Origin of the sequence: uncultured Allobosea sp., from assembly GCF_945957345.1 — a bacterium.
Taxonomy (GTDB): domain Bacteria; phylum Pseudomonadota; class Alphaproteobacteria; order Rhizobiales; family Beijerinckiaceae; genus Allobosea.
In genome coordinates this window covers 28,713-55,439 of record NZ_CAMFKW010000003.1, presented here as the reverse complement: position 1 = coordinate 55,439, position 26,727 = coordinate 28,713, and the positions used below count along the sequence as shown (strand labels likewise).

At 66.4% G+C, this 26,727-nt stretch carries 20 protein-coding genes; 7 read left to right on the top strand and 13 right to left on the bottom strand.

What is annotated here, in order from left to right; all coding sequences use genetic code 11:
* Positions 1-7 precede the first annotated feature (7 nt).
* The 5 genes from Q0Q36_RS02080 to Q0Q36_RS02060 form a co-directional block, all read right to left on the bottom strand.
* Positions 8-1,672, bottom strand: a complete 1,665-nt coding sequence (locus tag Q0Q36_RS02080) for an ABC transporter ATP-binding protein (protein WP_293795184.1) — start codon at positions 1,670-1,672, stop codon at positions 8-10.
* On the bottom strand, positions 1,669-2,487 hold the full coding sequence (locus tag Q0Q36_RS02075; protein ID WP_293795183.1) for an ABC transporter permease: 819 nt from the start codon (positions 2,485-2,487) through the stop codon (positions 1,669-1,671). The genes Q0Q36_RS02080 and Q0Q36_RS02075 overlap by 4 nt, the downstream gene beginning before the upstream one ends.
* 68 nt (positions 2,488-2,555) lie before the next feature.
* The gene (locus Q0Q36_RS02070) at positions 2,556-3,500 is read right to left on the bottom strand and encodes an ABC transporter permease (protein WP_293795182.1); all 945 of its coding nucleotides are present in this window, start codon (positions 3,498-3,500) and stop codon (positions 2,556-2,558) included.
* Between the two features lie 58 nt (positions 3,501-3,558).
* On the bottom strand, positions 3,559-5,100 hold the full coding sequence (locus Q0Q36_RS02065) for an ABC transporter substrate-binding protein (protein WP_293795181.1): 1,542 nt from the start codon (positions 5,098-5,100) through the stop codon (positions 3,559-3,561).
* Positions 5,101-5,129: 29 nt separating this feature from the next.
* A complete protein-coding gene (locus tag Q0Q36_RS02060) occupies positions 5,130-6,014 on the bottom strand; it encodes an alpha/beta hydrolase (RefSeq protein ID WP_293795180.1) in 885 nt (294 codons plus the stop codon).
* Between the two features lie 107 nt (positions 6,015-6,121).
* Between Q0Q36_RS02060 and Q0Q36_RS02055 the strand changes: the two genes are divergently transcribed.
* Entirely contained in the window at positions 6,122-6,784 is a 663-nt protein-coding gene (locus Q0Q36_RS02055; protein ID WP_293795179.1) for a GntR family transcriptional regulator, read from the top strand.
* A gap of 12 nt (positions 6,785-6,796) precedes the next feature.
* Here the strand turns inward: Q0Q36_RS02055 and Q0Q36_RS02050 are convergent, their stop codons facing one another.
* The 3 genes from Q0Q36_RS02050 to Q0Q36_RS02040 form a co-directional block, all read right to left on the bottom strand.
* Complete coding sequence (locus Q0Q36_RS02050; RefSeq protein WP_293795178.1) at positions 6,797-8,338, bottom strand: ABC transporter substrate-binding protein; 1,542 nt, start codon at positions 8,336-8,338, stop codon at positions 6,797-6,799.
* A gap of 84 nt (positions 8,339-8,422) precedes the next feature.
* Positions 8,423-9,979: an ABC transporter substrate-binding protein gene (locus Q0Q36_RS02045; protein WP_293795177.1), complete on the bottom strand. Its 1,557-nt coding sequence runs from the start codon at positions 9,977-9,979 to the stop codon at positions 8,423-8,425.
* 44 nt (positions 9,980-10,023) lie between these two features.
* Positions 10,024-11,166: a C45 family peptidase gene (locus Q0Q36_RS02040; protein ID WP_293795176.1), complete on the bottom strand. Its 1,143-nt coding sequence runs from the start codon at positions 11,164-11,166 to the stop codon at positions 10,024-10,026.
* Positions 11,167-11,248: 82 nt separating this feature from the next.
* Between Q0Q36_RS02040 and Q0Q36_RS02035 the strand changes: the two genes are divergently transcribed.
* Together Q0Q36_RS02035 and Q0Q36_RS02030 are read left to right on the top strand one after the other, a co-directional pair.
* Positions 11,249-12,139 (top strand): GntR family transcriptional regulator, encoded by an 891-nt coding sequence (locus Q0Q36_RS02035; protein WP_293795175.1) that lies wholly within the window; start codon positions 11,249-11,251, stop codon positions 12,137-12,139.
* A 107-nt stretch (positions 12,140-12,246) separates the two neighbouring features.
* A complete protein-coding gene (locus Q0Q36_RS02030; RefSeq protein ID WP_293795174.1) occupies positions 12,247-13,497 on the top strand; it encodes an aminopeptidase in 1,251 nt (416 codons plus the stop codon).
* Positions 13,498-13,631: 134 nt separating this feature from the next.
* On the opposite strand, the gene Q0Q36_RS02025 is transcribed toward Q0Q36_RS02030, so the two are convergent.
* Together Q0Q36_RS02025 and Q0Q36_RS02020 are read right to left on the bottom strand one after the other, a co-directional pair.
* On the bottom strand, positions 13,632-14,669 hold the full coding sequence (locus Q0Q36_RS02025; protein ID WP_293795173.1) for a P1 family peptidase: 1,038 nt from the start codon (positions 14,667-14,669) through the stop codon (positions 13,632-13,634).
* Between the two features lie 26 nt (positions 14,670-14,695).
* The gene (locus tag Q0Q36_RS02020) at positions 14,696-15,664 is read right to left on the bottom strand and encodes a hypothetical protein (protein ID WP_293795172.1); all 969 of its coding nucleotides are present in this window, start codon (positions 15,662-15,664) and stop codon (positions 14,696-14,698) included.
* Positions 15,665-15,865: 201 nt separating this feature from the next.
* Here Q0Q36_RS02020 and Q0Q36_RS02015 point away from each other — a divergent pair, with 201 nt between their 5' ends.
* Genes Q0Q36_RS02015 through Q0Q36_RS02000 form a run of 4 tightly spaced genes read left to right on the top strand, consistent with a single transcriptional unit; the run spans position 15,866 to position 22,950 of the window.
* Positions 15,866-16,651: an IclR family transcriptional regulator gene (locus tag Q0Q36_RS02015; RefSeq protein ID WP_293795171.1), complete on the top strand. Its 786-nt coding sequence runs from the start codon at positions 15,866-15,868 to the stop codon at positions 16,649-16,651.
* Positions 16,648-20,496, top strand: a complete 3,849-nt coding sequence (locus Q0Q36_RS02010; protein WP_293795170.1) for a hydantoinase B/oxoprolinase family protein — start codon at positions 16,648-16,650, stop codon at positions 20,494-20,496. The genes Q0Q36_RS02015 and Q0Q36_RS02010 overlap by 4 nt, the downstream gene beginning before the upstream one ends.
* A 54-nt stretch (positions 20,497-20,550) precedes the next feature.
* Positions 20,551-22,221, top strand: coding sequence for an OPT/YSL family transporter (locus Q0Q36_RS02005; RefSeq protein WP_293795169.1), 1,671 nt, complete (start codon positions 20,551-20,553; stop codon positions 22,219-22,221).
* Positions 22,222-22,278: 57 nt separating this feature from the next.
* Positions 22,279-22,950: an AroM family protein gene (locus tag Q0Q36_RS02000; RefSeq protein WP_293795168.1), complete on the top strand. Its 672-nt coding sequence runs from the start codon at positions 22,279-22,281 to the stop codon at positions 22,948-22,950.
* Between the two features lie 69 nt (positions 22,951-23,019).
* On the opposite strand, the gene Q0Q36_RS01995 is transcribed toward Q0Q36_RS02000, so the two are convergent.
* The 3 genes from Q0Q36_RS01995 to Q0Q36_RS01985 form a co-directional block, all read right to left on the bottom strand.
* Positions 23,020-23,925 carry a TorF family putative porin gene (locus Q0Q36_RS01995; RefSeq protein WP_293795167.1) on the bottom strand — a complete coding sequence of 302 codons (906 nt, stop codon included), beginning with the start codon at positions 23,923-23,925 and terminating at the stop codon, positions 23,020-23,022.
* A gap of 211 nt (positions 23,926-24,136) precedes the next feature.
* A complete protein-coding gene (locus tag Q0Q36_RS01990) occupies positions 24,137-25,564 on the bottom strand; it encodes a murein L,D-transpeptidase family protein (protein WP_293795166.1) in 1,428 nt (475 codons plus the stop codon).
* A 200-nt stretch (positions 25,565-25,764) separates the two neighbouring features.
* On the bottom strand, positions 25,765-26,718 hold the full coding sequence (locus Q0Q36_RS01985; RefSeq protein ID WP_293795164.1) for an acetyl-CoA carboxylase carboxyltransferase subunit alpha: 954 nt from the start codon (positions 26,716-26,718) through the stop codon (positions 25,765-25,767).
* Positions 26,719-26,727 lie beyond the last annotated feature (9 nt).

Sequence of the window (26,727 nt, the reverse complement as noted above, 5' to 3'; positions counted from 1 at the left end):
TCAGGCTTCAGCCGACCATCGAAGCGTCGTTCTCGGCCCGCCTCCAGAAGAGCCTGACGCCGCCTTCTGGTGTGCTTTCCAGCCCCGGTACGGCGGCCAGCAGCTTCTGGGTATAGAGGTGCTGCGGATTGTCGAAGATGTCGTCGCGGGGGCCTTCCTCGACGATGCGGCCGTCCTGCATGACGATGACGCGGTCTGCGACCTGCTCGACCACGCCGAGATCATGGCTGATGAACAGGCAGGAGAAGCCATGCTTCTTCTGCAATTCGTCGAAGAGCTCCAGCACCTGCGCGCGCACGGTGACGTCGAGCGCCGAGACCGGCTCGTCGGCGATGACGAAGCTCGGCCGGCGCACGATCGCGCGGGCGATCGCGATGCGCTGGCGCTGGCCGCCCGAGAGCTCGTGCGGATAACGCTCGGCGAAGCCGTCGCCCAGGCCGACCTCGGTCAGAACTTCGGCGACGCGCGCCTTGCGATCGGCCGGGGTCATGTCGGGCACGAGCCGTAGCGGTTCCGCAACGAGCTGGCCGATCGTCATGCGCGGATCGAGCGAGGAATAGGGGTCCTGGAAGACCATCTGGCAGTTCAGCCGGTAGTCCCAGTAGGCGGTCTCGCTCCTGGCGATCGGCTTGCCGTTGAAGCGGATCTCGCCGCCGGCCGGCTTGACGAGGCCCGCGATCGACTGGCCGAGCGTGGTCTTGCCCGAACCCGAGCCGCCGACGACCGCGACGACCTCGCCGGGCTGAACGTCGATGCTGATGCCGTGCAGGGCGCGCTTGACCTCGCCCTTGCGAAAGAAGCCCTGCCGGCCGGGATATTCGACGACGAGGTCGCGGACCGAGACGATTGGCGTCTTCGCTTCCGGCAGCAGGCGCGCCGGCAGGCGATGCGGCATCGCCGAGAGCAGCTTGCGGGTATAGGGGTGCTGCGGCCGGGCGAGGATGTCCTCGCTCAGGCCCTGCTCGACCACGTCGCCCTGGCACATCACGACGATGCGGCTGCAATAGCGCGCGACCATGCCGAGATCATGCGAGATCAGCAGCACCGCGGTGTCGTTGGCCTTCGTCAGCTCGACCATCAGCTCCATGACGTCGCGCTGGACGACGGCGTCGAGCGCGGTGGTCGGCTCGTCGGCGAGCAGCAGGGCCGGCTTCAGCAGCATCACCGAGGCCAGCATGATGCGCTGGCGCATGCCGCCGGAGAACTGGTGCGGATAGGCGGTGAGCGCCCCTTCCGGATCGCGCAGGCCGACGCGCCTGAGCATGTCGAGGATGAGCGCCCGGCGCTGGTTCGCATCGAGTTTGCGGTGCAGCGCCAGCCCCTCGTCGAGCTGGCGCCCGATCAGCATCGAGGGGTTGAGCGAGGTCATCGGCTCCTGGAAGACCATGCCGACCTTGGAGCCGCGCATGGCGCGCAGGTCCTTCGGGCTCATCGCCATCACGTCCTGGCCGTCGAAACGGATCGTGCCGCCCTCGAGTCGGACCGCCGGCGGGATGAAGCCCATCACGGCGCGGGCCGCGAGCGTTTTCCCTGAGCCGGATTCGCCGACGATGCCGACGATCTCGCCCGGGAAGACCTGGAAGGAGACGTCGTTGACGACGGTCCGGCCGGAGCCGCCGATCTTCAAGGTGAGATTGGCGACGTCGAGGAGAGGAGCGACCTTGGTGTTCATCGCGAGCCCCTCATCCGCGGGTCGAGCCTGTCGCGCACGGCGTCGCCGAGCAGGTTGATACCGAGCAGCGTCAGCGAGATGCACAAGCCCGGGAAGATGCCGAGCCAGACGGCCTGGCCGATATAGGGCCGGGAGCCGGCGAGCATATTGCCCCAGGTCGGGGCCGGGGGCGGCACGCCGAGGCCGAGGAAGGAGAGCGCGCTCTCGGCCAGCAGCACATAGCCGAACATCGAGGTCGCCAGCACGGTCAATGGCGCGATGCAGTTCGGCAGGATGTGGCGGGCCATGGTGAAGCCCTCGGAATTGCCCATCACGCGGGAGGCCGCGATGAACTCGCGCTCGCGCAGCGACAAGACCGTGCCGCGCACGACGCGGGCGACCGAGGGCGTATAGGCGATGCCGAGGGCTACGATGATGCCGTATTTGTTGGCGCCGACCACCGCGAGCAGGCCGAGCGCCAAGAGGATGCCGGGGAAGGCGAGCAGCGCATCGTTGAAGGCCATGATGATCCGGTCGGTCCAGCCGCGCATATAGCCGGAGAACAGGCCGATCGTGGTGCCCGCGATGACGGCGAGCGTCACCGTCAGGATCGAGATCCAGACCGAGGTCGCCGCGCCCGCCATCAGGCGCGAGAGCACGTCGCGGCCGAACTCGTCGGTGCCGAGCCAGTGCAGCGCCGACGGCGCGACGAGCTTCTCGCGGAACGAGAGCTTCAGCGGGTCATAGGGCGTCCACAGCGCGCCGATGCAGGCCGTCGCGAGCAGGATGCCGATCAGGGTGCCGCCGACGATCGCATTGGGGGCGGGGAGTTTCATGCGGCGAGCCTTCTTCACGGCGCCGCCGGTGCTCAGAGTGCTGTCACTGCTCATTGCGCCGTCACCGTTCATTGTGCGGTCACCCTTGGATCGAAGACCGGATAGCAGAGGTCGATGACGAGGTTCACCAGCACATAGGTGAAGGCGACGAAGAGCATGCAGCCCTGGATCACGGGGTAGTCGCGGGCGAAGATCGCATCGACCAGCAGGCGGCCGAGCCCGGGGATGGTGAAGACCGTCTCGACCACCGCGATGCCGCCGAGCAAATTGCCGAGCACGAGGCCGATCAGGGTCCAGGTCGGGCCGAAGGCGTTCTTGAAGGCGTGGCGCCAGAGCACGGCGCGCTCCGACAGGCCCTTGGCGCGGGCATGGGTGATGTAGTCGAGCCGGAGCACCTCCAGCGTCGAGGCCCGCGCCATGCGCAGGATCACGCCGATCTCATGCAGGAATAGCGTCATGATCGGCATGACGAGATAAAGGATGCCGGCCCAGGGGTTCTCGGCGATCGAGACATAGCCAACGACCGGCAGCCATTCGAGCTTGAGCCCGAAGAACAGCAGGAGTAGCAGGCCGAGCCAGAAGGTGGGGATCGAGAGCAGGAGCGTCGCGGTGGCGACGAGGCCGAGGTCCAATGCCGAATCCTGCTTCCAGGCGGCGATGACGCCGGCGGGCACCGCGACGCAGCTCGCCAGCAGCACTGCGACGAGCACGATCTGCGCCGAGACCCAGAAGCGCTGCAGGATCAAGGGCAGCACCGCCTGCTGCGAGGAGATCGACTGGCCGAAATCGCCGGTCAGGACATTGCCGATCCAGATGCCGAACTGAACCGGCAGCGACTGGTCGAGCCCCAGCCGCGCCCGAAGATCGGCGAGGCTCGCCGGTGTCGCCAGGTCGCCCAGCATCAACTGGGCGGGGTCGCCCGGGATCAGGCGGATCAGGACGAAGACCGACACCGCAACGATCAGCAGCGTCGGCAGCGCCATGACGATCCGCGTCAGCGCAAAGCGAAACATCGAAGGCCCTCCCAAGCCTCAGGACCGGCCCCGCCGCATGGCGGAGCCGGCAACCGCATCACTTCGTGACGCTGACTTCCCAAAGGCGCAGCTGGGACGCCCAGGGCGTCACGCCGTTCACGCGCTTGTTGTGGGCGATGATGTCCAGGTCGTTATGGGTGAAGATCGTCGGGACCTCGGCGATGAAGCGCTTGTTCAGGTCGTCGAAGATCTTCTGGCGCTCGGCCGTGTCGGTGATCACCATCGACTTCTGGATCAGGGCGAGCGCCTCCGGCTCCTCCCAGATCTTGCGCGGCTGCTTGTCCTTGGGGCCCGAGATCTGCTCATAGCCGAGCGCGGGATCGAAGCGGCTCGAATAGGAGAAGGACTGCATCTGGTAGTTGCCCTTGTTGTAGCGGTCGAGCTGGGTTGCCCACTCAAGGACCTCGATCTCGGCATTGATGCCGGCGGCCTGCATCATCGCCTGCGCGATGACGGCGGTGTTGAAGCTCGGCACGCTGGAGCGCTTATTGGCGAGGATCGTGATCTTCTCGCCCTTATAGCCGGCCTTCTGAAGCAGGGCCTTGGCCGCGGCGGGATCGTATTTGAAACCCTGCTTCTCGACATCGCCGTAGTATTTCGAGGTGGTGTAGACCGGCGAGTTGTTGGGCTTGCCGAGGCCGTTCGAGACATTGGCGACAAGCTCGGGGAAGTCGATCGCGGCGGCGATCGCCTGGCGCAGCGCCTGGTTCTTCATCACCGGATCGCGCGTCTGGATGATCAGGCTGTGCCGGACCGGGTTCGGCGCGATGGCAAGCGTGAGGTTCGGCGCGTTCTTGAGGTCGGGGACGTCCGATTCCGGCATCAGCGCCATGTCGAGCGAGCCCGCGAGCAGGCCGGCCTTCACCGTCGCGGCATCGGGGATGACCATGAAGCGCGCTTCCTTCACCAGGGGGCGTTTCGAGCCGATATAGCCGTCGCGCTTGTCGCCCTTGGGCGAGACATACTGGTCGAAGGCGAGAAGCTGGACCGATTGGCTACGCTTCCAGTCGCCGAGCATGAAGGGGCCGGTGCCGATCGGCTTGTCCCAGCTGCCATCGGCCTTGACCGAGTCCTTGTGGATCACGGCGGTGCCGCCGCAATCGGCGCGGGCGAGCGAGTCGAGGAAGAGGCCGTTCGGCTCGTTGATCTCCATGACGAAGGAGTCGGCGTCCGGAGCGGTGGTCGAGATGACCTTGAGGCCGTTGCGCCCGTCGAAATCGGAGAGGCAGCGCCAGTCCGTCTTCGGATCCATGTAGCGGTTCCAGCTCCACAGCACGTCGGCCGAGGTCATGGTGGCGCCGTTGTGGAACTTCACGCCCTTGCGCAGGCGGAAGGTATAGGTCTTGCCGTCGGGCGAGATCTCGACTGTCTGCGCCAGAAGCGGGCCGACCGAGCCGTCCTCGGCATAGCCGACGAGACCCTCGACCATGTGCATCATGACGGCATCGGTGTTGCCGTCGCGGTTTACGCCCGGATTGGTCGAGCGGATATCGGCGTTGAGCACGGCCGTCAGCGTCTGGGCCTGCAGGGCGCCGGCCGAGAGCGCGAGCGCGGCGGCGGAGGCGAGAAGGCGCTTCATGGTTCTTCCCCTGTTGTGGTTATGGGTGTTCACGCCGCCTTGCGGGCGGCGCGGATGCGGCGAAGCTCGCCGGCGAAGAAATCCTCGACGACCGGCACGACCTTGACGCCGTCATGCGGCGTGTTGGGCACGAGGTCGAAGCGGGCGGCGATGCCATGCTCGGCGAAGTTGTCGCGCAGGCTTGCCAGCCGCTCCGGCCGGTTGGTGCCGGCATGGTTGGCGTCCGGCATCCAGTTGCGGCCGCCCGGCTTGTGCGTGATTTCCCAGGTCTCGAGATCGGCGGCGCCGACGACCATCTGCACCGCGACCTGCTTCATCGCGGCGATGTCGAGCTCCTGGCCGAAAAGCGCGGCGAAGTTGCGCGTGCCGACCCACCAGTCGCGGCTGGGGTCGAGCAGGGTGACCGAGCCGGGCGCGCCGATCGAGACGCCCCAGAGCTTGTTCGGCTGCAGCATCAGGAAGCGATGGGCAAAATGGCCGCCGCCGGAATAGCCGAACAGGCCGAAGCGATCGAAGGCGATGCCATAGCGCTCCGAGACCTCCTCGACGATGGCGAGCAGCACATGGTCGTAACGGAGGTTGCCCTCGCGCATGTACTTGAAGCCATCGCGATAGCCGTCACCCATCACGCCGATCGGGAAGAGCGGCGCCAGGATGATGCAATTGTTCCAGCGGGCGAAGGACGAGAAGGCATCGCGATAGCCGGTAAAGCCGCGGCCGGTGCCATGCATCGCGACGATCAGCTCCGGCTTTTCGCCACCCTGGCCCAGGGTCGGCGGGACATAGAGGCAATAGGGGAAGCGCGGGTCGTGCTTCGAGGAATAGATCGAGGTTGGGCCGTACTCGTAGAGCGCCTTGGCGCGGGCGGCCGCCTCCGCATCGGGCTTGGCGGTCTGTTCTGCCACGGCGTTCACGGGCATTCTCCTATGGCGAAATTATTGGCGCCAATTTTGTTGCATGTTATGGTTCGCTTCGCAACCAACTTCTGTCGCAACGCGCGAATCCTGCTAGAGAACCCCTCATGACGGAGCGGAAACGCAAGAACACCAACACGCGGCGCGCCCTGCTCGCCAATGAGATTGCCCAGGCGATCCGTTTGCGCGCGTTCAGGCCGGGCGAGTGGCTGCGCCAGATCGACCTCGAGGAGCGCTTCCAGGCGACGCGCTTCGACGTGCGCAGCGCGCTCGACGAGCTTGCCGTGCGCAAGACGATCGAGCATGTCCCGAACCGGGGCTATCGCGTCGCCGAGGTCGACATGAAGACCTATGAGGAGATCCTCGCGGCGCGGATCATCCTGGAGAAGGCGACGGCGGAAAGCGTGGTCGCGCGGATCGACGACGCTGCGATCGCGCGGCTGGACGCGCTCGCGGCGCAGTTCTCCGCCGCGGTCACGACCGGCAGCCGGACCGAGCAGAGCGAGATCAACCGCGCCTTCCATCAATTCATGTACTCCTTCTGCGGCAATGCCGTGCTGGAGGAGATGATCTGGGGCCTGCGCGACCGCGGGCGCGGTTCGCAGATCACGGTGTGGAGCTCGCATGAACTGCTCCAGAAGAGCGACCGCGAGCATTACGAGATGATGGCGGCCCTGAAGGCGCGCGATCCGGGGCGGCTGGCGGCCCTGATCGCGACCCATATCATCAAGGGTGCGCCCGTCGGCCCGGCTCCGATCGAGCCGGGCTGAGCGGCCACCGCCTCACTTGGCGATGGCGACCTCCCAGAGGCGCGGCTTGGAGGCGACCCAGGGTGCGAAACCCTGCAGACGCTTCGAAACGACGGCCGTGTCGACCTGATTGTAAAGGAAGATCAGCGGTGCATCGGCCAGCATCATCACATGGAGCTGGTCGAAGATCTTGCGACGCTCGGCCTCGTCGTTGACCAGCGTCGCCTTCTCGATCAGCGCATCGGCCTCGCGATTGTCCCAGACCTTCGAGGGCAGCTTATCCTTCGGACCGGAGAACTGGTTGTAGCTCTGGGCCGGGTCGATGCGGGCTGAGTAGCTGAAGGACATCATCTGGTAGTTGCCCTTCGAGAAACGGTCGAGCTGCGTCGCCCATTCCAGAATCTCGATGTCGGCCTTGATGCCGGCGGCCTGCAGCATGGCCTGCGCCATGATCGCGATCGGATAGCTCGGCACGGTCGAGCGCTTGTTGGCGATCAGCTTGATCGTCTCGCCCTTGTAGCCGGCCTCGGCCAAGAGCTTCTTCACGCGTGCGGGGTCGTGCGTGTAGCGCTTCTTCTGGACCTCGTCGTAATAGGGCGAGGTGACATAGATCGCCGAATTGTTCGTCTTGCCCAGGCCGCCCGAGACGGCGCCGACGATCTCGTCCTGGTCGAGCGCTGCGACGATCGCCTGCCGCATACGGACGTCGCCGAGCAGCGGGTCGCGGCTCTGGAGCAGGATGCCGTGCTTGGTGGCGCTCGGCGCGCTCAGCACCTGCAGGCCGCTCTTCTTCATCTCCGGCACGTCTTCGTCCGGCACATCGGCGACGTCGAGCGCGCCCGACATCATGCCTGCCTTGACGGTCGCACCATCGGCGATCGACAGGAACTTGACCTCGGACACCAGCGGCCGCTTCGAGCCGACATAGCCGTCGCGCTTGTCTCCGGCAGGCGAGGCATAGGCGTCGAAGCGCTTGAGCAGGACGAATTCGCCGCGGCGCCAGTCGGCGAGCTGGAAGGGGCCGGTGCCGATCGGCTTGTCCCAGCTTCCGTCGGGCTTCACCGAATCCTTGTGCAGGATCGCGACCATGGCGCAGTCGGTGCGGGCCATCGTGTCCAGGAAGAGCGCGCTCGGTTTTTCCAGCTTCATCACGAAGGTCGCGGCGTCGGGAGCGGTGGCTTCCGTGACCTTGAGACCGATACGGCCGTCGAATTCCGGCTTGCAGCGCCAGTCGGTCTTCGCGTCCATGTAGCGGTTCCAGCTCCACAGCACGTCGGCGGAGGTCATCTCGGCGCCGTTATGAAACTTCACGCCCTTGCGCAGGTGGAAGGTGTAGGTCAGCCCATCCTCCGAGACGTCGATCTTTTTGGCGAGCAGGGGCGCGACCGTGCCGTTCTCGCGATAGCCGACGAGCCCCTCGACCATATGCAGCACGACGGCATCGGTGTTGTCGTCGCGGTTGACGCCCGGATTGGTCGAGCGGATATCGGCATTGAGCGCGACATTGATGGTCTGTGCCTGTGCCGCGCCGGCCATAAGCGCGAGCGCCATGGCGGCGGCCGAAATGCGGATCATTCCCGTTTCCTCGTTGTCTTGTCGGTCGGGCATGCCCGTCGGGGCATGCCGTGCTGTCGAAGCTCGAAGCGAGGTGCGCGGCCGCTACGGGCCGACGCTGACTTCCCAGGCGCGGGGCAGCGAGCTCAGCGTCGAGACATAGCCCTGGGTCTTGGCGCCCATCGCGCCGCCGACGATGCCGTTATAGAGCATCACCATGGGGACATCGGCGAGGAAGCGCTTGTGCAATTCGTCGAAGATCTTCTGGCGCTCGGCCTTGTCGTTCACGACCATGGACTTGTCGAGCAAGGCCTGCGCCTCCGGATTGTCCCAGAGCTTGCGCGGCTGCTTGTCCTTCGGGCCGGTCATCGACTCGTAGCTCAGGGCGGGGTCCATACGGCCGGAATAGGGGAAGGCCTGGATCGTGTAATTGCCCTTGCTGTAGCGGTCGAGCTGCGTCGCCCATTCCAGCACCTCGATCTCGACGTTGAGACCGACAGCCTGCAGCATCTGTTGGGCGACGACGGCGGCGTCGAAGCTCTCAGGATAGCGCTTGTTGGCGAGCATGACGATCTTCTCGCCCTTGTAGCCGACCTCGGCGATGAGCTTCTTGGCGGCGGCGGGATCGTATTTCCAGCCCTGCTTCTGGACCGGACCGTAATAGGCGGAGAGCGCCGGCACGATCGAGTTGTTGGGCGAGCCGATGCCGTCGGTGACGGCATTGACCAGTTCCTTGGAATCGATCGCGGCGGCGATCGCCTGGCGCAGCTTGACGTTCTGCAGCAGCGGGTCGCGCGTCTGGATAATCAGGCCGACGAGGCCCATGCTGGTGACGACGGAGGTCTTGACCTTGTCGTTCTTCTTGAGCTCGGCGATGTCGGTATTGGCGATGTCCGGGACGACGTCGATATCGCCCTTCAGCAGGGCGGCCTTGGCCGTCGCGTTGTCGGGGATGACGAGGAAGCGGACCTCGTCGACAAGCGGCTTCTTGGCGCCGGTCAGCCCGTCGATCTTGCCGGGCAGCGAGGCATAGTCGGCGAAGCGCTCCAGCTTGATGTATTCGCCGCGCTTCCATTCGGCGAATTTGAACGGGCCGGTGCCGATCGGCTTGTCGAAGGAGCCGTCGGCCTTGACCGAATCCTTGTGCAGGATGCCGGTCATGGCGCAGTCGGTGCGGGCCAGCGCCGAGAGGAAAAGCGCGCTCGGCTTGTCCAGTTCGAAGACGACGGTCTTGTCGTTCGGCGCCGAGACCTTCTCGACCTTGACCTGGCCGCGGCCGTCGAACTCCGAAAGGCAGCGCCAGTCGGTCTTCGGGTCCATGTAGCGGTTCCAGCTCCAGAGCACGTCGGCGGGGGTGAGCGCGGCGCCGTTATGGAACTTCACGCCTTGACGCAGGGTGAAACTGTAGGTCTTGCCGTCCGGGGAGATGTCGATCTTCCCGGCCAGCAGCGGCTTCGGCAGGGCATCCTCGCCATAGGCGACGAGCCCCTCGACCATCTGCACGACGACGCCATCGGTATTGGCGTCGCGATTGACGCCCGGATTGATCGAACGAATGTCGGCGCGCAGCTGGATCTTGAGCGTGCTCGCCCCCGCGGCCTGAATGATGCCGCCGCACAGGAGCGCGGTGGCGAGGGCGGTCTTGGTGGTTCGGCGCATCATGTTCCCCTGTTTTTCTTCGGTTGTGACGCGGGACCTGGATCGGCTTATTCGGCCGCTTCGGCGAGCAGAACAGGATCCTCGGTCAGGCTGTAGCGGGTGAAGACGCGGTTCTCCGCAGGCAGCGGGGCGACCTCCATGATCCCCTTCGCCGGCTGCATGATCACCATCGCGACCGTCGCCGAGAGGTTGCCCTGCTCGTTCGGGCGGGCCGGACGGCAGACGGAATAAGGCGAGAGGAAATCGTCGAAGAGAGCCTGCTTGAGATCGTCGACAGTCAGCTTGCGGCCGGCCTCGTCGAGCAGCTTCTTGACGCGCCAGTCGCGATAGAAGCTCTCCGGTACGCGCGGGATGCTGGTGTTCTTGACCTTGGTCAGCGCGACCTGGCCGACCCAGTGGTTGGCATGCACGATCATGCCGTCTTCCGGGTAGATCGGGAACGCCTCGTCCGGCGCGCATTCGAAATCGATGCCGAAACCCTTCACGGTCGAGAGCATCATGTTGTTCGAGCAGGCCTTGGGGGTCGCGGCCACGGCCTTGATGGCGAAGGCGAGATGCTCCTGCTCCAGCACCTTGCGGCGGATCAGGGCCAGCGGCACGCCTGACTGGGTGAAATCGCGCTCGCATTCCAGATAGTTGGCGGTGATCGAGACGCCGGCCGCGTTCATGCCGCAGCGGGCGAGGCCGCCGGCCTCGACGAAGGTCAGGAAATCCGGGCCGTCGGTGCGGCGCACGCGCAGCACGATCGCGGTCTCAGCGCATTCGGCACGCCAGTCCCAGTTCTGGCCGTGGATCACTTCGCCATTGGCGCTGCGTTCGGGCAGGATGATCGCGCCGGTGCAGCCGTCGTCGAGCTCCTCAGTCGCCTCGACCGGCTTGTTCTTGATCATCCGCGCCTTGGCGATGACCTCGGTGCGGGCATTGACCATGATGATGTCTTCGAGGGCGACGCCGGCGCCATCGGCGATGCCGCGCATCTCCTCGATGTAATGCGCGCCGAAAGCCTCGATCTCGCTGGCGAACTCGCCGATCAGGGCGGATTTGGCCTTGGCATCGTAACCGAGATCGCCGAGCTGGCCGCCATAGAGCTCGATCGAGCGCTTCACGCGCTGCGGCACGGCCGCGCCATGCTGGCGGCCGCGCTCATAGGGCGTGCCGGAGACATCGACGAAGGGGCAGGGCTGGACCATGACGCGTATCTTTCCGATATGCTGGCGGGAGATTGTGCTCTAGTGTATTTCATTATCAACTAAAACAATCAAGGGCCTTCCGATGGCGGCGCCGACCCGGCTGCAACAGGACATCGCCGACCGCATCCTGCAGCTCGTGCGCGACGACGCGCTGGCGGCGGGCGCCTGGCTCAACGAGAACGCGACCGCGCGCCGGCTCGGCGTCTCGCGCACGCCGGTGCGTGCCGCGCTGGATCATCTGGCCGAGCAGGGCGTGGTGCGCCGGCATCTCAACAAGGGCATCGAGCTCATCCAGTTGCCGGCTGCGATCGACAGCGCCCGGACGCCGGAGACGATCGAGCTCGCCATGGTCAGGCTCGCGCATGAACGCGAGAACGGCCTGCTGCCGGACGAGGTTTCGGAACTCGAGGTGATGCGGCGCTACGAGCTTGGCCGGCCCGAGGCGCAGAAGCTGCTCGCCCGCCTCGCCGATCTCGACATGGTCGAGCGCAAGCCCGGCTATGGCTGGCGCTTCCTGCACGAGCCGCGCGACAAGCGCCTGCGCGACGAGAGCTATCGCTTCCGGCTGGTGATCGAGCCGATGTGCATGCTCGAACCCGGCTTCCATCTGGAGTCCGTCTGGATCGCAGAGATGCGGGCGCGCCATCTCGAATATCTGCAAAGCCCGTGGCGCGAGTCTTCGAGCATCGCCTTCTACGAGATGAATGCAGCTTTCCACGAAGGCCTGGCCGCGGCGACGGGCAACCGCTATTTCCACTCGGCCGTGCGTCGCCAGAACCAGCTTCGGCGTCTTTCGAACTATGACTGGGGCCTGGGCTTCGAGCGCGTGCAGGTGAATTGCACGGAGCATCTCGCCATGCTCGACCATCTGGAGACCGGCGAGAACGAGGTGGCTTCCGCGTTGATGCGCAGCCACTTGCTGCGGGCAAGCAAACTCAAGCTGGGAACGCGGCAGGTCGATGAGGCCGACTGAGCCAGCCTCTCCGGTCCCGAGATGGCTGCCTTGCCGCCGGGACGGTTGACCCGGCGTCGATTTAAGCCAGCAATGGCGGCAATCCCGAATCCGACAGGTCCAGTGCCATGACAGTTCATCAGCCTCCGCAAGCCATCGACGCCGCCAAGCTCGACAAGCTGGCCGAGGTCGCCATCCGCGTCGGCCTCAATCTCCAGCCGGGGCAGGATTTGTTCCTGACCGCGCCGGTCGTGGCGCTGCCGTTGGTCAGGCGCATCGCCGAGCATGCCTACAAGGCCGGGGCCGGCATCGTCACGCCGATGTTGGCGGACGAGGAGGTAACGCTCGCGCGCTATCGCTATGCGCCGGATGCCAGCTTCGACAAGGCGCCGGCCTGGCTCTACAAGGGCGTCGCCGAGGCATTCTCCGCCAATACCGCGCGGCTCGCGATCGTCGGCGACAATCCGATGCTGTTGGCGAACGAGGACCCGGCCAAGGTCGGCCGCGCCAGCAAGGCCAATTCGCTGGCGTATCAACCGGCGCTGGAGAAGATCGCCGGCTTCGACATCAACTGGAACATTCTCGCCTATCCCAGCGCGGCCTGGGCGAAACAGGTGTTCCCAGATGATGCCGAGGACGTGGCGGTCGGCAAGCTGGCAGAGGCGATCTTCTCAGCCTCGCGCATCAATCAGGCCGATCCGGTCGCTGCCTGGGCTGCGCACAATGCGGCGCTGCGGGCGCGACGCGACTGGCTGAACGGCCAGCGCTTCGCCTCGCTGCATTTCACCGGGCCGGGGACTGATCTGACCGTGGGCTTGGCCGACGGCCATGACTGGCAGGGCGGCGCCTCGCCGGCCAAGAACGGCATCGTCTGCAATCCCAACATCCCGACCGAGGAGGTCTTCACCACGCCGCATGCGCGCCGGGTCGAGGGCCATGTCTCCAGCACCAAGCCGCTGTCCTATCAGGGCTCGCTGATCGACGAGATCCAGGTTCGCTTCGAGGGCGGGCGGATCGTCGAGGCCAAGGCCTCGCGGGGCGAGGCGGTGCTGAACAAGGTTCTCGATACCGACGAGGGCGCGCGCCGGCTCGGCGAAGTCGCGCTGGTGCCGCATTCCTCGCCGATCTCGAAGAGCGGCATCCTGTTCTACAACACGCTCTTCGACGAGAACGCGTCCTGCCATATCGCGCTCGGGCAGTGCTATTCGAAATGCTTCGTCGACGGCGCGAACCTGACGCCGGAGCAGATCGCGGCGCAGGGCGGCAACAAGAGCCTGATCCATATCGACTGGATGATCGGCTCCGGCGAGGTCGATATCGACGGTGTCCATGAGGACGGCCGCCGCGTGCCGGTGTTCCGGAAGGGTGAGTGGGCCTGAGGATCGTCTCAAACCGGCAGGCCTCTCCGTCATGGTCGGGCTCGTCCCGACCATCCACGTCTTTCCTCGTAACAAGCGGTGTTCAAGGCGTGGATGCTCGCCACAAGGCGAGCATGACGGCGTGTTTCCTTTTTTCAGTCCGCGTTCGCCTGCAGCCAATTCCCCAATGACAGGCGGTAGTGCCCGTCCCGCCCGGTCGTGGCGGGCGCGGCGACCATCGCGTTGAGCACGGCTTCCTGCGTCGCCTCGGCGGCGGCGCGGAAGAGCGTGTCGATACGGTTCTCGTTGAGGGCGCGCAGCGGCACGAGGTCATTCGGCTGGTCGTGGTCGATCGGATCGGCCGTGGTGAAGGCGACGGCGATATCGCCGCTGCCATTGCCCCAGAAGGCGCCGAGCCGGGCGAGGCCGGCGCCGCCACGCCGCGCGATGCGCTGCAATTGCCGCGACTCCAGCGGCACGTCGGTCGCGATGACCAGGATGACCGAGCCACGTTCGGCCTGCGGTTTCGTCTCCGGTGGAACTGGACGCCGGCCATCGGGCAGGACGAGATCGCCGGCATTGCCGAAATTGGCGAGCGCCAGCACGCCGAGCGTGTGTTCGGCGCCGTCGAGGTTGAAGCGTCGTGAGGCTGTGCCGATGCCGCCCTTGAAGCCGAAGGCGCTCATGCCGGTGCCGGCGCCAACCGCGCCTTCTGCTACGGGGCCCGAAGCCGCGGCGTTGAGCGCGGCGAAGGCGTGTTCCTGAGTCAGCGCGCGGGCCCGAATATCGGAGAGATAGCCGTCGTTGCATTCGAGCACGATCGGATTGACCGTGCCGGTCTCGCGGCCGATGTCGGGATTGGCTGCGAGCGCGCGCGTCACCAGCGCATCGAAGCCGGTGCCGACGGCGAGCGTGTTGCCGAGCAGCAGTGGCGTCTCGATCTGGCCGAGCTCGGCGAGCTGCATCAGCCCAGCGCTCTTGCCAAAGCCGTTGATGACGTCGACCGCGGCTCGGACCTTGCGGCGGAAGAGGTTGCCGTCATGCGGCAGCAGCGCCGTGAAGCCGGTCCGGAGGTCGCCTTCGTTCAGGGTGAAATGACCGAGCTTGACGCCAGGCACGTCGGTGATCGCGTTGAGCGGGCCGGGCTGCATGATGCCGCAGGTGAGGCCGAAATCGCGGAGGCGCTGGGGCATGGTGTGATCCGGTGAAGCGAAGCTGATCAGCGCGGCAAGGTGGTGCCGAGCCCCTGCGCGCGGGCCTTCTCGACGGCGAGATGGGCGAGCACGAGATCGGCGAGCGCGACGCCGCGGAAACCGAAGAAAGAGCGGCCGGCGGGTGCCGTCGGGTGCGTGGCGCCCGCGAGCTCCGCCATATCATGGCCGAAGCTGACGGTCGTGACCGGGTTGCCGGCGGCGTCATAGGGCGCGCGCGACTGTTCCAGGCTGTCGGTGGCAAGGACGTTAAAGGCGGGCAATGTCTCCGGCAGCCAGCTCCGGCCTGTATCGACCGCCGCGGCGAAGGCGACGGGCTTCAGGCGGCGTGCGTCGAGGAAGGGCGCCATGCCGGGACCGCCCGGCACCATCGAAATGACAATGTCGCTTTCGGCGAGCAGGGCGTCGGCATCGTCGAGTACCTGCGCCGCGAGGCCCGCCGCGCGTGCGGCTTCCGCAAGGCGCTCGGCCGAGGCGCGGCTGCGGCTCATGGCCAGCGCCGTCGTCAGGCCGGGATAGAGCGCGCGGAAGGCGGAGAGATGGGCATGGGCCTGCAGACCGCAGCCGACGAAGCCGATGGTCATAGGCGCAGGCGGCGCGAGGCGCGAAGCGGCAGCGGCGGTGATCGCCGCAGTGCGGATCAGGGTGATCTCGTCGCCGTCGAGGATCGCGCGCGGCATCCCGGTCGCATAGTCGTTGACGCAGATGAGCGCACTGACGGCGGGCAATGACGAGCCCGCGGCGACCGGCGCCATCGCCACCCATTTCACCGTGGCGATCTGCTGAGCGGAAGACGCTGCCGTCATCGCCTGGAAGCCGTGGCCCGCGCCCAACATGAGCGCAGTCTTCGGGATGCTCCGGTTCAGGCCAGCGGCGTGATCGCGAAAACCCCGCAGCACGGCTTCGCGCGCCTCGTCAGGCGAGATCGCCAGCGCCCGGACATCGGCGCGCGAGAGATAAATCAGGCTGTCGCTCATGCGGCGGTCTCCATGATGGCGGGCAGGCCCGAAGCGGCAAGAAGGCCGGGATACAGCCAAGCCGGACCGGCGTCGAGGCGAGGGGGGTCCCCTTACGGAAGAGGAATCGCGGTCACAGGATTGACATCTTCCTTAACTCGCGTATTTTTCCTTTTATTGCAACTCAAGTTCCAAAAAATGGAACTTTAAGGATAAGTCGCGATGTCGATCCTGTCGTTGGCCGTGGATGTGCTGCGCTGCTTTTCCAGCACGCGCCACGACGTGACGGTGACGGATCTGGTCACGCTGCTCGGCATGCCGAAGAGCAATGCCTCGCGCCTGCTCAGGGCGATGCGCGACGAGGGGCTGCTGGAGACCGTCGGCGAGAGCAAGCGCTATCGGCCCTCGTTGCTGCTCAACCAGGTGGGCCATCTCTACCGTTTTGCCGCTTCTCTGATCGATCGCGCCGATGCCGTCGTCGGCGGCATTTCGGACCGGATCGGGCATACCGGCTATGTCAGCGTCCGGCGCGGCACCGAGATCGTCGCCGTCACAGCTCATCCCGGCCGCCATGCTTTGCGCGTCGTCACCTCGATCGGCGACCGTATCCCCGCCTTCGCCTCCAGCACCGGCCGCGCGCTGCTCGCCCGCCTGCCCGACGACGAGGTCCGCGCGCTCTATCCGGCGGGCTTCACCTCGCCTTCCGAAACCGCGCCGCACGATATCGACGAACTGCTCGGCCGTCTCGCTCGCGTCCGCGACGAGGGTTTCGCCGAATCTCGCGACGAGGCGGTGCGCGGCGTCCGCGCGCTCTCGGTCGCGGTTGGCGATCCCACGACTGGGGACGAGGTCGCGCTCTGCCTGTCCTTCCCGGCCGCCACCGTCGAGCCGGCCGAACGCCTGTCCATCATTCGATCCCTTGGGGAGGGCGCGGCGGAGATCGCGAACCTCACCAAGGACAAGCGCTTCCACCCCCTCAATCTCGCAATCGCGGAGACCGCTTCATGAGCAATCGTTGGCGTATCGGCTTCGACATCGGCGGCACCTTCACCGACTTCATCCTGTACGATTCGCAGGAGCGTTCGGTCCGGCTGCACAAGCGCCTGACCACCCCGCATGACCCGTCGGAAGCGGCGCTGATCGGCCTGGGCGAACTCACCGAGATGGCCGGGATCACGCTGGCGGATGTCGGCGATATCGTCCATGGCACGACGCTGGTCACCAATGCGGTGATCGAGCGCAAGGGCTCCAAGCTCGGCCTGATCACCACCAAGGGTTTTCGCGATATCCTCGAAATGGGGACGGAGCAGCGCTACGACATCTACGACCTATTCCTGACCTTCCCCGATCCGCTGGTCTCGCGGGAACACCGTCTCGAAGTGGCCGAGCGTATCGATCGCGACGGCCAGGTCGTCACCGCGCTCGATGCGGATGCCGTGCGAAAGGCCGCCCGCGAGCTGGAAGCCGCCGGCTGCGAGGCGATCGCGGTCTGCTTCCTCAACAGCTATCGCAACCCGGCGCATGAGCAGGAGGCGGCCCGCATTGTCCGCGAGACCTGTCCGGAGCTGACCGTCTCGCTGTCGAGTGAGGTCGTCGCCGAGATCTGGGAATACCAGCGCTTCGTCACCACGGCGGCCAATGCCTATGTCCAGCCGCTGATGCGCCGCTACCTCCAGCGCCTGGAGCGCGAGCTGGCGGCCCGCGCCTTTACCGGCGCGCTCCGCCTGATGCATTCGGCCGGTGGCCTGGTCTCGCCCGAGACGGCGCGCACCTTCCCGATCCGCCTGCTCGAAAGTGGCCCGGCCGGCGGCGGCCTCGCCACGGCCCTGTTCGGCGAGCTCGCCGGCCATAAGGATGTGATCTCCTTCGACATGGGCGGCACCACCGCCAAGGCCTGCATGATCGAGGACGGCCGCGCCGAGATCGCGCCGATGCTCGAAGCCGGCCGCGTCAACCGCTTCGCCAAGGGCTCGGGCCTGCCGATCAAGGCCCCAGTCATCGACATGATCGAGATCGGCGCCGGTGGCGGCTCGATCGCCGCGATCGACGAGGTTGGCCTGCTCAAGGTCGGCCCGCATTCCGCCGGATCCGATCCTGGCCCGGCCTGCTACGGCATGGGCGGCGTGAAGCCGACCGTGACCGACGCCAATCTCGTGCTCGGCTATTACGATCCCTCGTTCTTCCTGGGCGGGCGCATGGCGCTCGACCTTGAGGCGGCGCGCAAGGCCGTCTCGACGGTGGCCGCGCCGCTCGGCCTCTCGATCGAGGAAGCGGCCTGGGGCATCCACAAGGTCGTGGTCGAGAGCATGGGCGCCGCTGCACGCGTCCATCTCGTCGAGAAGGGCAAGGATCCGCGCCATTACGCCATGGTCGGTTTCGGCGGTGCCGGCCCGGCCCATGCCGTCGACGTAGCCCGCGTGCTCGGCGTCAAGCAGGTCATCATCCCGCCGGCCTCCGGTGCGGCCTCCGCGCTCGGCTTCCTCGCCGCGCCGCTTTCCTTCGACATGGTGCGCTCGCTGCCGGTCGAGTTCTCGGAAGGCTTCGACGCGGCTTCCGTCAATGCCGTGCTGCGCGATCTCGAGGTCGAGGGCCGCAAGCACCTGACCGAGGCCGGCGTGAAGCCCGGCGACGTCACGGTCGAGCGCACGGCCGACATGCGCCTCGTCGGCCAGATGCACGACATCTCGGTGCCACTGCCGGGTGGCACTATCGACGCGTCGAGCCTCGACGCCATCCGCGCGGCGTTCAGCAAGGCTTATTCCGCCCGCTACACCTCGGTCTATGAGGGCGCCCGGCTGGAGGCGATCAACTTCCGTGTCCGCTGCGCCGGCCCGGTGCCGACGCTCTCGCTCTCCGGCGCGGCCGGCGGCGGCGATGCCACCAACAAGGTCAAGGGCACTCGCAAGGCCTGGTTCGAGGGCGGCTGGAGCGAGGCTTCGGTCTATGACCGCTACGCCCTGCGCTCGGGCGATACCGTCAAGGGGCCGGCCATCATCGAGGAGCGCGAATCGACCACGATCGTGCCGCCCGGCGACAGCGTCAGCATCGACGACGTCCTGAACCTCATCGTCCATGTCGCCCAGCCCAATGCGGCCGAGACGACGATCACCGCCGACATGCCGCTGGCCGAGGCCGCGCGCCGGATCGAGGCCGATCCGATCTCGCTGGAGATCATGTGGAGCCGGATGATCAACGTCGTCGAGGAGATGTGGCTCACCGTCTGCCGCACCGCCTTCTCGCTGGTGATCTCGGAAGCGCAGGACTTCGCCTGCGAGCTGCTCGACCCCGAAGGCGAGACGCTGGCGCATTCGCCCCGCGCCATGCCGGTGTTCAACCTGACGCTGCCGCGCGCGGTCAAGGCGTTGCTGGAGCGCTATCCGGCCGAGACGCTGAAGCCCGGCGACGTGCTGATCACCAACGATCCCTGGCTCTGCGCGGGCCATCTCTTCGACATCGCGGTGGTGACGCCGGTCTTCCTCGGCAACCGCGTCGTCGGCCTGATGGGCACGGTCGGCCATGTCTCGGATATCGGCGGCACCAAGGATTCGCTCCGGGCCCGCGAGATCTACGAGGAAGGCTTCCAGATCCCGCCGATGAAGCTCTACGAAGCAGGCCGGATCAACGAAACGCTGGTGCGCCTGCTGGCTGAGAACGTGCGCAACTCCGAGCAGGTGCTCGGCGACCTGCACTCCTTTGTCGCGGCGAACGCCATCGGCGCGGAACGTCTGCAGTCCTTCCTCACCGATTACGGCATGCAGGACCTCAGGGCGCTCGCCCATGTCGTGCAGAGCCGCTCCGAGAAGGCGATGCGCGACGCCATCCGCGCCATTCCGGACGGCATCTATCACGGCACCGCCTCGAACAACCCGCTGGGCACGCCGATGCACTATCCGCTGGCGCTGACGGTGAAGGACGACACGATCCATCTCGACTTTGCCGGCGCGCCGCCGCAGCTGCCGCAGGGCGGTCTCAACTGCACGCTCAACTACACGATGGCGCATGCGACTTATCCGCTGAAATGCATGCTGACGCCGAATGTCCGCGGCAATGCCGGCTGCTACCGCGCCTTCACGGTCGAGGCCCCGAAGGGCTCGATCCTGAACTGCGACAAGCCGCTGGCGGTGAACCTGCGCACCCGCACCGGCTGGTATCTGGCGCCGAACATCTTCCGCGCGCTGTCCAAGGCGGCGCCGAAGCAGGTCCAGGCCTTCACCGGCCTGCCGGTGGCGGCGAGCGTCTATGGCCGCGATGCGGCCGGAGACACCTATTCCGACATGCTCTTCTGCGGCGGCGGCCAGGGCGGCTCGGCCCAGGGCGACGGCAAGTCGGGCCTGCTCTACCCGACCTCGGCGGCGAACACCTCGATCGAGACCTTCGAATCGCGCGTGCCGGTGCTGGTGGTCGAGAAGACCTACCTGACCGACTCCGGTGGCGCCGGCCAGCATCGCGGCGGTCTCGGCCAGCGCGTGCGCTTGCGCAAGCTCTCCGATGACGGCCTGCCGACGCTGGTCTCGCTTTATCCGGAAGGGGTCAACAACCCGATCCCGGGTCTGTTCGGCGGCAAGGCCGGCGGCGGGGCGTCCGGCCGGGTGATCGACGAGCAAGGCCATGTCCTGAAGGACGTCGGCACCGGCGAACTGGTGCAGGTGCGGCAGCCGCATGAGATCGTCGAGCTCGTGCTCGCAGGCGGCGCCGGCTACGGCCCGGCCTCCGAGCGTTCGCGGGACGCGATCGCCCGCGACATTGCGCTCGGGCTGGTCTCTCCCGATGCGGCCAAGCGCGATTACGGCGTGCAGGGAGCGCATGCCACGCAGGACGTCGGCGAGGCCAAGGCCGGCATCCTGGTTGCCTGAGAGGCAAAGGTAACAACGCAAACGCCCGACAGGGGCTAATGAGGGGACTGAGGCATGACCAATCCAACTGAGGGGGTGCCTCAGAAGCACCCCAGCCTGTTCGAGCCGGCGACGCTGCTGCTCATCGCCGTGCTCTGCGTCTTCGGCGCGATCATCGGCATGCAGCTCCTGGTGTCGCTCGGCATCACCGCCAACACCTCGCTGATCGGCGCGCTCGCCGCCATGGCGCTGGCGCGCGTGCCGCTCGCGATTTTCACCCGCTACCGCTCGATCCATGTGCAGAACCTGGCCCAGAGCGCGATCTCGGCCTCGACCTTCGGCGCCGCCAACAGCCTGCTCCTGCCGGTCGGTATTCCCTGGCTGCTCGGCCGGCCGGATCTGGTCTTGCCGATGCTGGCCGGCGCCTTCTTCGCGATGCTGCTCGATGCCTATCTGCTCTACCGGATGTTCGATTCCCGCGTCTTCCCTGCGACGGGTGCCTGGCCTCCGGGCGTCGCAGCCGCCGAGGCGATCAAGGCCGGCGACGAGGGCGGCCGCAAGGCGGTGCTGATGGGCATCGGCTTCGGCACCGGTGTCGTCGCATCCTTCATCAAGATTCCACTGGCCTGGATCGGCTTCGCCGGCTCGACCGCCGTCACCGGCATACCGATGTCGGCCTTCGGCGTGGCTTTCATCGGCAATATCTGGGCGCTGACCATGTTCGGCGTCGGCCTGCTGCTGCGTGGTTATTCCGGCCAGATCTTCAGCGGCCCCACCTTCGAGCACATCATCCCGAAAGGCGACCTGATGGCCGCCTATATCCCGCACGGCTTCATGATCGGCGCGGGCATCGTAGCGCTGCTGCAGGTCGCAGCTCTGCTGTTCCGGCGCGGCGAGGTGAAGCAGCACGCCGAAAGCGGCGGCACCAGCGATGCGGAGGTGCGGCGCGCTCTCGGGTTCGGCACCGTCGGCTATCTCATCATCGCGGTCTTCCTCGCGCTGATCGGCGGGCTGATGAGCGACATGTCGATGGGCATGCTCATCCTGTTCGTGCTCTACGCCGCCTTCGCGGCCTATGTGCATGAGCTGATCGTCGGCCTTGCCGCGATGCATTCCGGCTGGTTCCCGGCCTTCGCAGTGGCGCTGATCACGCTGATCATCGGCATGCTCATCGGCTTCCCGATGCCGGCGCTGGCGCTGCTGGTCGGCTTCTCGGCCGCGACCGGCCCTGCCTTCGCCGATATGGGCTATGACCTGAAGGCCGGCTACCTGCTGCGCGGCCATGGCGCCGACCCCGCTTTCGAGCGCGACGGCCGCCGCCAGCAGCTCTTCGCCGCGATGTTCGCCTTCATCATCGCTGGCGCGGTGGTACTGTTCTCCTACCAGTCCTATTTCGACCAGAACCTCGTCGCCCCCGTGAACAAGGTCTATGCCGCGACGATCAAGGCCGGGGTGGCTGATGGTGTCGCCTGGCAGCTCTTCTATTGGGCGATCCCCGGCGCGATCCTGCAGTTCATCGGCGGGCCGAAGCGGCAGATCGGCGTGCTCTTCGCCACCGGCCTGCTCATCGCCTTCCCGATGGCAGGCTGGGCGGTGCTGGCCGGTATCGTCTGCCGGATCATCTGGGAGAAGCTGCGCGGCGCGAGCGGCGAGGGCGACATGGAGGTCTTCGCGGCCGGCGTCATTGCTGGCGACGCGATCTTCTCCTTCTTCGACTCCGTCTCGAAGAACTTCTGGAAGCACTGAACGAGCTAGGCCTCGGGGTGATCCCCCGAGGCCTTTTACGACCGAGGAGGCATCGCCATGAGCAAGCTGGGCACGCTGACCATCGGCCAGGCGCCACGCGCCGACATCACGCCGATCCTCGACGACGTGCTGGATGCGCGTCTGGCGCGGCGCCATGCCGGCGTGCTCGACGGCCTGAGCCGCACCGAGATCGAGCGCGATTTCGCAACCGAGCCCGGCAAGCCGGTGCTGATCACCAAGCTCCTCGACGGCAGCGCGGTCGTCATCGACCGGGCCCGCACCGAGGCGGCCGCACAAGCCAAGCTCGCGATGCTGGAGGGCGAGGGCTGCTCGACGATCCTGATGCTCTGCACCGGGCATTTCGCCAGGCTGCGGACGGAGAAGGCCCGATTGATCGAACCGGACCGTATTCTGCCGCCAACCGTGGCGGCGCTGGTGCAGGGCGCTCAACTCGGCATCATCGTACCGCTGGCCGAGCAGATCTCGTCGGAGGCCGGGAAATGGGCGCCACTCGGCCGCGCACCGCTTTATATGGCCGCCTCGCCCTATGGCGGAGGCGGGACGTCGGTCGCGGATGCCGCCCGCGATCTTGCCGGACGGGGCTCGCAGTTCCTGCTGATGGACTGCATGGGTTTCGTCGAGCGGCATCGCCGCGAGGCGGCTGAAGCCGGGTTGCCGGTCATCCTCTCCAACAGTCTGATCGCCAAGCTGGTTTCCGAGATCGTTTGACGATCGGCGTAATCTCAAAAGAAAAGGCCGCCCGAGGGCGGCCTTTTCCGCTTGTGGAAGGCGAAAGCCTCACTTCGGCGCGAAGATGCCAAGGCTGCTGGCCGTGATGTCGAAAGAGAGCGTGGCGACCACCGCAGCGCCACACCACTTGGACTGGCCGCTGCCTGTGGCGATGCCACGCGGATCGGCCGTCAGCGCGAAGCATTTGTTCTTCGACAGATCGGTGTCGTGATAGCGAACATCCGCCGTGACGTTCTTCCAGGTGTAGGACACGCCGGCATTCCAGTAGTTGTAATCCGGCAGGTTGGTGGGCGGCACCGTCGACCAGATCGCGAGATTGGTGGTGCCGAGCCAGTAATGGCCGAACTCGCCGGAGACCGAGAGGCCTTCCAGGAAGGGCAGGCTGTACTTGGCGGTCACAGAGGCATAGGTGCCGCTGGCGCCGGTGCCGAGCCAGTCCCAGGCGTAGAAGACATTGGCGCCGAGCGTCAGGCTCTCCGCGAAGGTGTAGGAGACCTTGCCGTAGACCTCGGTGTAATCGGTGTTCTTCGGCGTCCAGAACACGCCGGTGGCGTCGATCAGCTGCTTCTCGCGCGGGTAATAGTACTGCATCACGCCGAGATCGAAGGCGAGGTCGCCGAACTTCGGCCGGATGCCGCCGTAGAAGTCGATTTCAGCAGGAGGGCGCGTGGCGAGATCGACACTGGAACCGTAGACGCCGAGATAGAACAGGTTGTTGTAGATCTGCAGTTCGGCGCCGCCGCCGATGCCCGGCTTGCGGTCGGTCTGCGATATCCCGCGGAAATTGTAGTCGGTCTGGGCCTTCACGTTGACGGCGATGTCGAACCAGGTGATCGCCGGGACGACCGGAACGGTCGGTGCGCTCTTCTTGCTCGGTAGGTCGGAGGCTTGGGCGCCGCCGATGCCGGCCGCCAGGGCCAGGCCGAGAATCGAGGAACGTAAGAGATCGGACATCTGCGGAACCCCTCGCCGCGCGTGGATCGCGCTGTCGATCCATCAGGCGGGCGGGGCTGGTTTTCCGACAAGGCGAGGTTTTGGGCGGGGCGCACAGCCGAAAAGCAAAGGCCCCCGAAACGAGGGCCTTCGCGCCTGCAAAAACGGCAATCCGAATTATCTGCGGTTTGGTGACAATTATATCACGCTCGCGCGGCGCGTTCCGAACGCCTCAGCGCTGTGCCGGTTGGCTGGCATAGGCTGCGGTTGACTGGTCGAGGCTGGAGGTTTTGAGACCGCTGGCGCGCCGCGGCGGCAGCGGGGCGCTGGTGGTCGTCGGCGAGGCCGGAACGACCGATGCGACCGGAGCCGAAGCGGTGGTCATGCCCTGGTCGGCCGTGCCACCGAAGACCGGCATGAAGCTGAGCGCGCGCTGCAGGAACGGCTTGTCCTCGGCAGGGGCCGCGGGAGCGGCCGGGACGACCGGGGTCGAGGAGGCGCTGGCCAGCACCGGCGCCTGCTGGGCATTGCCTGGGGCCACCTTGGCGAGCTGCGTCGCGGCAGGCGCCACCGCCGGGCGCGGTGCCACGGCGGGCTTGGCCTCGGGCGCCACGGGCTCTTCGGCCGGTGCGGCAGCGACGGCGGCGAGGATGGCGTCGTTGTCGGCGGAAGCCGCGCGGATGGTGGCCTTGGCCTTGCCGGCATTGTCGAGCACCACGACGCGCGGGCCGGAAGCGAGCGCGTCCTCGCGGCTGATGCCGACATCGCGCGAGGCCCAGGAGGCAGAGCGGTTCAAGGCATCGGCGCCGTTGGAAGCGAGCGCGCGCTTGAACGATGCGTGCTGGTCGCCGTCGTCATAGATCAGCCTGATGGCGGGCGTGCCCTTGGCGACGAGAGCGGCGACCTGGACATCGTCCTCGCGGCGCTTTTCGGCGACGGCGGCCGGGGCCTGGCCGCCATTGAAGACATAGCGGCCGCCGGCGACGGACACGGACGGCTCGTCCTTCATGACCTCGAAATAGTCGGAGCCTTCCTTGAGGTTCTTCCAGAAAGCGATGTTCGGGTCGAGGCGGTGCTTGGCGAGGTTCTGCGCGGTCATCCGGAAAGGATAGGCCTGCATCTGCACGGCGCGCTGGCCGGCATTCTGCGCCTCGCGCACTAGGGCGTAGATCTCGCCGATCTGGTCGTCCGTCATCGAATAGCAGCCGGCCGAGGAGCAGGCGCCGTGCACCATCAGATGCGCGCCGGTGCGGCCATAGGAGCGATCATAGGCGTTGGGATAGCCCATGTTGAACGAGACATAATAGGACGAATTCGGGTTCATCTGCTGGGGCGTGATGGCATAGAAACCTTCCGGCGCCATGCGATCGCCCTCGCGGACCTTCGGGCCGAGCTGGCCCGACCAGCGGCACATCGGGAACGTCTTCAGCAGAGCGTATTGCCCGTCGGCCTTGCGCTTCCAGACTTCTAGCTCCGACTCCTTCTTGTAGGAGCGGATGATGATCGGCTGGTCCTTGTTCATGCCCTTCTCGGACATGAGGGCATAGGTCGCGCTCGGAATCGGGATATTGTGGCGGGAGGCGCCGCGATAACGGTCTTCCTCGCAGGCAGCCAGCGTCAATGCAACAAAAGCCACGAGCGCGAGTTGCTTGATTGCCACGTCGTCAATCCCATCGAACGGCAGGCCGGGGCGCGACCTGTGACTTCGCAAGACGGCCAAATTGTGCCCGTCGACTCGTTGTAGATGCGTTAGCCTTGAGGGTTCCTTACCATAGGCTCCCCGAGTCTGGCCACATGGTCAACGCGGGGTAAAGGACCCTTGCTTTCGCGGTTGCGAGATGTCTCGCAGTCCCGGATTGCTCAGAGATTGCGGCCGATCGCGAGGAACTTGTCGGCGCGCTTGTTGACGATGTCGTCGGCGCTGAGCCCGGCAAGATCGCCCAGCGCGGCGGAAATGGCATCGCCTGCGCGGTTGATCGCGGCGTGTCCGTCGCGATGGGCGCCGCCGGTCGGCTCTTGCACGATCCGGTCGATGATGCCGAATTTCAGCAGGTCCTGCGCGGTGATCTTCATGCCGGTCGCGGCATCCTGGGCGCGAGCGGTGTCACGCCAGAGGATCGAGGCCGCGCCTTCCGGCGAGATCACCGAATAGATCGCATGTTCCATCATCAGCACGCGGCTGGCGGCGGCGATCGCGATCGCACCGCCCGAGCCGCCCTCGCCGATGACGAGCGCGACGCTGGGGCTGCGCAGGCCGAGCCAGGCTTCGGTCGAGCGGGCGATGGCTTCGGCCTGGCCGCGCTCCTCCGCCTCGATGCCGGGATAGGCGCCGGCGGTGTCGACGAAGCTCAGCACCGGCAGGCCGAAGCGATCGGCGAGCTCGGTCAGGCGCACGGCCTTGCGATAGCCTTCGGGCTTGGGCATGCCGAAATTGTGCCGGATGCGGGTCTCGGTCGAATCGCCCTTCTCCTGGCCGATCACGCAGACGGGCTCGCCCCGGAAGCGGCCGAAGCCGCCAACGATGGCCTCGTCCTCGCCGAAGGCGCGGTCGCCGGCGAGCGGGGTGAATTCCGTAATCAGCCCGGCGCAGTAATCCTTGAAATGCGGGCGCTGCGGATGGCGGGCCACAAGCGTTTTCTGCCAGGGCGTCAGTGCGGCATAGAGCTCCTTCAGCGCCTGGCTGGCGCGGGCGTCGAGCTTGCCGATCTCCTCGGACAGGGAGATGCCGTCGCCGCGAGCCTCGAGGGCCCGCAGCTCGTCCGCCTTCGCCTCCAGCTCGGCGACCGGTTTCTCGAAATCCAGATAGCTACGCATCGTGATCCA

Bases quoted from the DNA above. Each gene is read 5' to 3' on its own strand.
- Q0Q36_RS02040 (WP_293795176.1), bottom strand. From the start codon at position 11,166: ATGGTCCAGCCCTGCCCCTTCGTCGATGTCTCCGGCACGCCCTATGAG.
- Q0Q36_RS02010 (WP_293795170.1), top strand. From the start codon at position 16,648: ATGAGCAATCGTTGGCGTATCGGCTTCGACATCGGCGGCACCTTCACC.
- Q0Q36_RS02055 (WP_293795179.1), top strand. From the start codon at position 6,122: ATGACGGAGCGGAAACGCAAGAACACCAACACGCGGCGCGCCCTGCTC.
- Q0Q36_RS01995 (WP_293795167.1), bottom strand. From the start codon at position 23,925: ATGTCCGATCTCTTACGTTCCTCGATTCTCGGCCTGGCCCTGGCGGCC.
- Q0Q36_RS02015 (WP_293795171.1), top strand. From the start codon at position 15,866: ATGTCGATCCTGTCGTTGGCCGTGGATGTGCTGCGCTGCTTTTCCAGC.
- Q0Q36_RS02020 (WP_293795172.1), bottom strand. From the start codon at position 15,664: ATGAGCGACAGCCTGATTTATCTCTCGCGCGCCGATGTCCGGGCGCTG.
- Q0Q36_RS02035 (WP_293795175.1), top strand. From the start codon at position 11,249: ATGGCGGCGCCGACCCGGCTGCAACAGGACATCGCCGACCGCATCCTG.
- Q0Q36_RS02045 (WP_293795177.1), bottom strand. From the start codon at position 9,979: ATGATGCGCCGAACCACCAAGACCGCCCTCGCCACCGCGCTCCTGTGC.
- Q0Q36_RS02050 (WP_293795178.1), bottom strand. From the start codon at position 8,338: ATGATCCGCATTTCGGCCGCCGCCATGGCGCTCGCGCTTATGGCCGGC.
- Q0Q36_RS02075 (WP_293795183.1), bottom strand. From the start codon at position 2,487: ATGAAACTCCCCGCCCCCAATGCGATCGTCGGCGGCACCCTGATCGGC.
- Q0Q36_RS01985 (WP_293795164.1), bottom strand. From the start codon at position 26,718: ATGCGTAGCTATCTGGATTTCGAGAAACCGGTCGCCGAGCTGGAGGCG.
- Q0Q36_RS02005 (WP_293795169.1), top strand. From the start codon at position 20,551: ATGACCAATCCAACTGAGGGGGTGCCTCAGAAGCACCCCAGCCTGTTC.
- Q0Q36_RS02025 (WP_293795173.1), bottom strand. From the start codon at position 14,669: ATGCCCCAGCGCCTCCGCGATTTCGGCCTCACCTGCGGCATCATGCAG.
- Q0Q36_RS02030 (WP_293795174.1), top strand. From the start codon at position 12,247: ATGACAGTTCATCAGCCTCCGCAAGCCATCGACGCCGCCAAGCTCGAC.
- Q0Q36_RS02000 (WP_293795168.1), top strand. From the start codon at position 22,279: ATGAGCAAGCTGGGCACGCTGACCATCGGCCAGGCGCCACGCGCCGAC.
- Q0Q36_RS02080 (WP_293795184.1), bottom strand. From the start codon at position 1,672: ATGAACACCAAGGTCGCTCCTCTCCTCGACGTCGCCAATCTCACCTTG.
- Q0Q36_RS02065 (WP_293795181.1), bottom strand. From the start codon at position 5,100: ATGAAGCGCCTTCTCGCCTCCGCCGCCGCGCTCGCGCTCTCGGCCGGC.
- Q0Q36_RS02070 (WP_293795182.1), bottom strand. From the start codon at position 3,500: ATGTTTCGCTTTGCGCTGACGCGGATCGTCATGGCGCTGCCGACGCTG.